This window comes from Pseudomonas citri (assembly GCF_025336485.1).
GTDB classification, from domain to species: Bacteria; Pseudomonadota; Gammaproteobacteria; order Pseudomonadales; family Pseudomonadaceae; genus Aquipseudomonas; species Aquipseudomonas citri.
The window spans coordinates 1-5,702 of the sequence record NZ_JAODAB010000051.1; the positions used below are offsets into that span (position 1 = coordinate 1).

Sequence of the window (5,702 nt, forward strand, 5' to 3'; positions counted from 1 at the left end):
GCCACTCTGTCCAATCCAGCCGGTACACCGGTTACCGTGACCCTGAGCAACGGCTCGGTGATCACCATCGACGCCGGTAAAACCACCGGCACCGTCACCGTGGCCGCACCTTCCGACGATGTCTATAAGGACGCCGGCAAGGTTGAAGTCAGCATCGACCACGCCACCGGTGGCAACTTTGAAAACCTGGTGCCTAGCACTACGCCGGCGGTCACGGATGTCACCGATACCATCGACACCAGCACCGTGTCGCTCACCGCGACCTCGACCGTGGCCGAAGGCGGCACCGTGGTGTACACCGCCTCGGTGAATGCGCCGGTTACAGATGCTCCTCTCGTCGTGACATTGAGCAACGGCCAGACCATCACCATCCCGGTGGGCGCAAGCTCCAGCAGCGTGAACTTCACCGCACCCAACGATGCCACGACGGGCGGCGATCACCTGAGCGTGAAGATCGACGACGCTCAGGGCGGCAACTACGAAAAACTGGACATCGACGGCACGCCGGCTGACACCAATGTCACCGACACCCAAGACACCACCGGCCTGACGCTGAGCGCCACCAACACCGTGGCCGAAGGCGGTTCGATCGTCTACACCGCGACCCTGACCAACGCCGCTGGCTCGCCAGTGACCGTGACCCTGAGCAATGGCGCGGTCATCACCATCGACGCCGGGAAAACCACCGGCACCGTCACTGTCGACGCGCCGAAAGACGACGCCTACCTGGACGCTGGCAATGTCTCGGCCACCATCCAGACGGCCACGGGCGGCAACTTCGAACACCTGGTGCCAAGCACTGCACCCGCCGTGACCGCCGTGAGCGACACCATCGACAACACCACGGTCAGCATCAGCGGCAGCGCGTCGGTGACCGAAGGCCAGGCGGCCACCTACACCGTCAGCCTGACGAACCCGGCGCAAACCGAAGTGACGCTCAAGATCGTCTACAGCGGCACCGCCGCCGACGGCACGGACTTCACTGGCGTCTACACCGTGAAGATCCCGGCCAACGCCACCAGCGCTACCTTCAACGTGGCGACACTGGACGACAATATCACCAAAGGCACCGAGAACTTCGTGGTCAAGATCGACTCGGCCACCGGCGGCAACTTCGAGCACCTGGCAGTCAGTGACACCAATGGCAGCGTCAGCACCTCGATCATCGACAACGATGCACCGCCGGTTCTCGACCTGGACGCCAACAACTCCAGCGGCAAGACCGGTGCCGACTACCAAGTGACCTTCACCGAAGGCACACCGGGCCAGGGCGTATCGATTGCCGACACCGACCTGAACATCACCGACCCGGACAGCACCATGCTGACCGGCGCGACCATCGTGCTGACCAACCGTCAGCCCGGCGACGCGCTGAACCTGGGCAACAGCGTCAACGGCATCAGCATCAATGCCAACAGCACCAACGGCACGGTCACGCTGACGCTGTCGGGCAACGCGACGCTGGCTGACTACATGCAGCAGATCAAGAACATCAGCTTTACCAACAGCAGCGAAGACCCGAGCACCGTACCGCGCATCATCACCGTGACGGTGACCGACGGTACCCACTACTCCAACACCGCCACCACCACCGTGAACGTGGTCGGGGTCAACGATGCGCCGGTTGCCACCGGTGGCGCGGTGACCGGTACCGAAGACACTTCGCTGGTGCTGGGCTGGTCGAACTTCGGCGTCAGCGACGTGGACAGTTCCGCCGCCAACCTGGGTGTGAAAATCACCGGACTGCCGGCTGACGGCAAGTTGCAGTACCTGGACGGAGCGACCTGGAAGGACGTGGCCAACGACCAGACCTTCACCAAGGCCGACATCGACGCCGGCAAGCTGCGCTTCACCCCGGACAGCAATGAGTCCGGTGCCAACGGTTATGTCGGCAGCAGCATGGGCAACAACCAGGCCGACTACGCGCAGATCAAGTTCCAGCCCACCGACGGCCAGGCGCTGGGTAACACCAGCACCGTGAAAATCGACATCACGCCGGTCGCCGATGCGCCGACGCTGAGCGTGGCCGGTAACGGCGTGACCGCCACTGGCTTGATCAAGGAAGTCTGGACTGGTCTGTCGGGCCTGGGCACCGATGGCAGCGGCGCGCCGTCCGGCACGCTCAAGTCGGTGATCGATGCCGCCGGCACGCCGAACAGCACCAACACCGTGACCAACGTGCAGTCCGACGGCAACGTGAGCGTGGGTACCGCGTCGAAGACGTCTGGCCTGATTTACCTCGAGGCCGGCAAGACCTACACCTTCAGCGGCACCGCCGACGACAGCCTGCTGGTGACCATCGGCGGCAAGAACGTGGCGGCAGCCACCTGGGGCGCGGGCGGCACGCTGAATGGTTCGTTCACACCAACCACCAGCGGCTACTACACCCTGGACATCTACCACCATAACCAGAATGGCCCGGGCAACTACGACGTGAACCTGTCGATCAACGGCAGCACCCCCGTGGACCTGAGCGGTGCCGGCGTGCCGCTGTACACCAGCGTGACCGACCTGGCGAATGCCGGAGTGACCGTCTCCGACCTGCACGGCACCAATGGCGAAGGTTATTACGACGGCTTCAAGCTCAACGAAGGCGCCGAAGGCGGCAGCGTGCACCTGTCGAAAATCACCACCGCCCTGACCGACACCGACAGCTCCGAAAGCCTGGCCGTGAAGATCGGCGGCATGCCCGAAGGCAGCGTGCTGAGCGATGGCACAGGCCACTTCGCGACAGTGGGCAGCAACGGCGAAGCCTCGGTCACCGGCTGGAACCTGGGCAGCCTGACCCTGACCCCGCCGACCTACTACAACGGCCAGCTCAACCTGACCGTAACGTCGACCTCCACCGAAGTCCTCGGCGGCTCGGCAAGTACTACGGCGCAGATCCCTGTGACGGTGTACCCAGCGACCTACAACGCGATCACCGCCACGTCGGGCAGCGACAGCGTCACCGGCACCGACGGAAACGACGTCGTGGTCGCCGACATCGGCGGGCTGACCGTGGTGCCAGGGGTCAACTACAACATCGCATTCATGGTCGACAGCTCCGGCAGTATGAGTGCGTCGTCCATCACCGCGGCCAAGAACTCGTTGACCCAGGTGTTCAATACCCTCAAGCAGAGCCTGGGCAGCAACTCCGGGACGGTGAACATCTTCCTGGCGGACTTCGATCAGCAGGTGAACAAGAACGTTGCGGTGAACCTCAACGACCCGAACGCGCTGACGCTGCTCAAGAGCGTGCTCGATTCAATGGTGTCCGGCGGCGGTACCAACTACGAAGACGTGTTCAAGACCACCGCGAACTTCTTCAACAGCACCCAGGCCCTGAGCAATACCGGTGCGAAGAACCTGACGTACTTCATCACCGACGGCGAGCCGACCCTCTACCAGTCCGGCGAACAGACGAACCCGACGCTGTACGGCAACGTCAAGCTCGACGACGTCCTGAGTGCGGCCAACTACACCGTCGGCCAGTCCTATTCCCAGACGATCGACAGCACGCACAAATTCACCATCAACGAAGACGGTGAAATGTACCTGTCGATCAAAAACGGCAAGCATTGGGACGAGAACTATGTCGGCACCGTGCATGCCGAGGGCAACGGGACCTTCGAGTTCTCCTACCTGGACGGCACCGGCCACAACGACTCGTGGGCGACAAACGGCTCGGCCGCCAGCTTCACCCTGTTGAAAGGCCTGAGCAACGTGGAAGCCATCGGCCTGAACAACGGCGTGAGCATGGACGACCTCAAGCCATACGACTCGGACTCGACACCACAGACCAACATCGACCCGAGCAACCTGGCCAACTCGATCATCGGCCACACCGAAGCGACTCTGCCAGGCTCCGACACGGTCAACGGTGGCGAGGGTAATGACATCCTGTTCGGCGACCTGGTGAGCTTCAACGGTGTCGTTGGCGAGGGCTACCAGGCCATCCAGGCCTTCGTTGCCCAACAAAGCGGCGTGGACGTCAGCAAGGTCACGACCAGCAACGTGCACCAGTACATCACCGAGCACTACACCGCGTTCGATGTGGCCGGTGCCCACGATGGCGGCGACACCCTGCTGGGCGGTGGCGGTAATGACATCCTCTTTGGCCAGGGTGGCAACGACTCGCTCGATGGCGGCAAGGGCAACGATATCCTGCTCGGCGGAACAGGCAATGACACATTGATCGGCGGCCAGGGTAACGACACCCTGATCGGTGGCCTGGGTGGCGATACCTTTGTCTGGAAAGCCGGCGACACCGGCAACGACGTGATCAAGGACTTCAAGGCCAGCGAAGGTGACCGGATCGACCTGCGGGATCTGTTGCAGGGCGAAACCGGCAGCACCATCGACCACTTCCTACAGATCAGCACGGTCGACGGCGTGTCGACGTTGCAAGTCAGCACCACCGGCCAGTTCAACGCTGCCAACGGTGCATCGGCCGCGCCGGACGTGACGATCAAGCTGGAAGGCAACAACTGGTCGAACGTCAACCTGAACACGTTGATCGCCGGCAGTGACCCGACCATCAAGGTCGATCACAACAACAGCTGAAGCTGACACTTGTCGTGGCGAGGGAGCTTGCTCCCGCTGAGCTGCCAAGCGGCCCCAAAAACAGGGCCGCTTCGCGGCCCAGCGGGAGCAAGCTCCCTCGCCACAATAAGTTTCATACTCGCGCACAGTTGGCCTATGCTGCTCGGCATGACGCCGCTTAATCCATGAGGGATGCCCGATGTTTTATGTGCAACGCGATGCACAAGGCCTGCTGGTGCGCGTGGAAGCCACCATTTATGCCGAAGCCACCGAAACCTTGCCGGCTGACCATCACGAGGTCCAGGACTGGTTTGCCAACCAGGCGGTAGAAAACAGCCTCAAGCAACTCAAGCAGAGCGACCTGGAGATGATCCGGGTACTCGACGACTTGATCCAGGTGCTGACCAGCAAAGGCGTCATCCGCGTCACCGACCTGCCACCGGCCGCCCAGGCCAAGCTGATGGACCGCAACCAGGCCCGGGAAGCGCTGGGTGGGTTGAGCCGGTTGATCGATGATGATGAGAAGGGGTTGATCTGACGTTAAGTTCAGCTCGGCTCCCTTGTGGCGAGGGGATTTATCCCCTCGCCACAACAGCGTTCGGCTTGCTCCCGATGCAATCGCCAATCCACCGCAGACTTGTCAGCCCGACGCTTGCACTTCCAGCCGATCCATCGCCCGCTCCACCAACAAATGCACCCCATCGGCCATCCGACTGATCGCCAGGATTACGCTGCGGCGCGAACCCTCGACGTCATCCGCCAGGTCAGCCGCGATGGCGCTGATGGACAGCAAATCTTCGGAGGCATTGGCCAGCAGGGTTTCAGTGTCGATGTCCGGGGCGACGATGAAGAGCTGACCTGCTGGAGGCTCGTCGACGGGTTTGGGCTTGAGGTAGTAGTCGAGGGCGCGCTCGGCGGCTTCGTCGAGTTTTTTGGATTTCGAGGATTTATCGGAGGGGTTGCCAGAGTTGCCTGGCGGGTTTGGAGTAATTTTGTACATATTGTGTCGCTCCATCTGTAGTAGTGGAACCGACACCTTTTCGCTTGCACGCAAATGAGGTGGCAGTTGTACGCAGGTGTGCAAGACCGGGCAGACGGAACCCGAGGGTGTCAGAAATTTTGTGTTCGGGCATAACATGAGTAAGAGGTGCATGTATGCCAACCAAAAAGAAACCGCT

Annotated in this window: 2 protein-coding genes and 1 pseudogene; 2 read left to right on the forward strand and 1 reads right to left on the reverse strand. The window is 61.9% G+C overall.

Features of this window, described 5'->3' with window-relative positions:
* Window positions 1-4,545, forward strand: a pseudogene (locus N4Q37_RS27550) (LapA family giant adhesin); the annotation flags it as partial.
* A 178-nt stretch (window positions 4,546-4,723) separates the two neighbouring features.
* The gene (locus N4Q37_RS27555) at window positions 4,724-5,062 is read left to right on the forward strand and encodes a tryptophan synthase subunit beta (RefSeq protein WP_260963345.1); all 339 of its coding nucleotides are present in this window, start codon (window positions 4,724-4,726) and stop codon (window positions 5,060-5,062) included.
* A 102-nt stretch (window positions 5,063-5,164) separates the two neighbouring features.
* Here the strand turns inward: N4Q37_RS27555 and N4Q37_RS27560 are convergent, their stop codons facing one another.
* Complete coding sequence (locus N4Q37_RS27560) at window positions 5,165-5,524, reverse strand: DUF6124 family protein (RefSeq protein ID WP_260963347.1); 360 nt, start codon at window positions 5,522-5,524, stop codon at window positions 5,165-5,167.
* Window positions 5,525-5,702: the final 178 nt, after the last annotated feature.